Consider the following 1,231-nt stretch of genomic DNA (forward strand, 5'->3'; position numbering starts at 1 on the left):
GGTGCCGTCACCACCGCATCCGCGCAGGTCGCGGTCACCCATCAGGTCGTCGGCTACCTCCGCACGCTGGTCACCGGCGAGGTGCTCGACCAGGTCGAGCTCGATCTTCCCGCCCAGACCCTGCACACCAAGGCCGTCCTCTATACCGTCACGCCCACGCTGCTCGCCGCCGCCGGAATCACCGACGACGAGCTCCCCGGGGCGCTCCACGCCGCCGAGCACGCCGCGATCGGCATGCTGCCGCTGGTTGCCGGCTGCGACCGCTGGGACATCGGCGGGGTCTCGATCGCCGAGCATCCCGACACCGGCGCACCGACCGTGTTCGTCTACGACGGGCAACCCGGCGGCGCGGGCTTCGCCGAGCGAGGATTCGCCCAGCTGGACGCCTGGTTGGCCGCCACGCTCAGCGTCATCCGCAGCTGCGGCTGCCAGGACGGGTGCCCGTCGTGCGTGCAGTCACCCAAGTGCGGCAACGGGAACAACCCGCTGGACAAGGACGCGGCGGAACGGCTCCTGGTGGCCGTGCTGGGCGAGTTGCGGGCACACCCCGGCACGACAGCGGATTCGTAATACCGACACGCCGGCGGCGTGACCGGCGCTACACCCCACTGCGAGAATGCTGGTCGCTCGACCATTTTTCCGTTGACCAGCGGCGACGCCACCCCGGGTCGGTCGCCTCCGAATAAAAAGGACGACTCTTCTGTTAACTGACGCATTGCCGACGGGCGCCCGCGAGTAGGCCACATCATTATTTTCGTTTAGTTCTCTCCTCATAAAAGAATGTGCATGGAATTCCGGGAATAGCCCTCGACGGAATTACGGATTAGTTCGGTGCGGAACAACCACCGACCAGTGATAACACTTCCGTGTCACACACTCTCATCCACCGGACCCGCCCGCGCGGCGGCCGCGATCACGTGCACGCCGAACACTCCGAATGTCGCATTCGCTTCCACCACGACCACCACATCCCACTGCTCGACCACACACCGCGCCACCCGCGCACCCATCCGTCGGCCGACCTCAGCGGCCTCGGCACACGCCGCCTCGGCGCCCTCGGCCAGCACACTCGCCGCACCCAGCGCACCGAGGTCGGCCGCCGCCTGCGCCCGATGCCGGGCGACCACCACCACACCGACCTGACCGATCACCAGGGCGGATCGCGGCGTAGGTGCACCACAGGTCGGCCTCGCCGGTGCCGACGGCGGCGCCGAGCGGCGCGCGGGGCGCC

Annotated in this window: 2 protein-coding genes; one reads left to right on the forward strand and one right to left on the reverse strand. The window is 68.6% G+C overall.

Features of this window, described 5'->3' with window-relative positions; all coding sequences use genetic code 11:
* On the forward strand, positions 1-570 hold a 570-nt coding region (locus tag ACWDNU_RS46225; protein WP_449673494.1), incomplete at its 5' end, for a Zn-binding domain-containing protein.
* Between the two features lie 299 nt (positions 571-869).
* Here ACWDNU_RS46225 and ACWDNU_RS46230 read toward each other — a convergent pair.
* The coding region (locus ACWDNU_RS46230) for an Rv3654c family TadE-like protein (protein WP_449673495.1) at positions 870-1,231 on the reverse strand (362 nt) is incomplete at its 5' end.

The organism is Amycolatopsis sp. NPDC003676 (assembly GCF_053587275.1).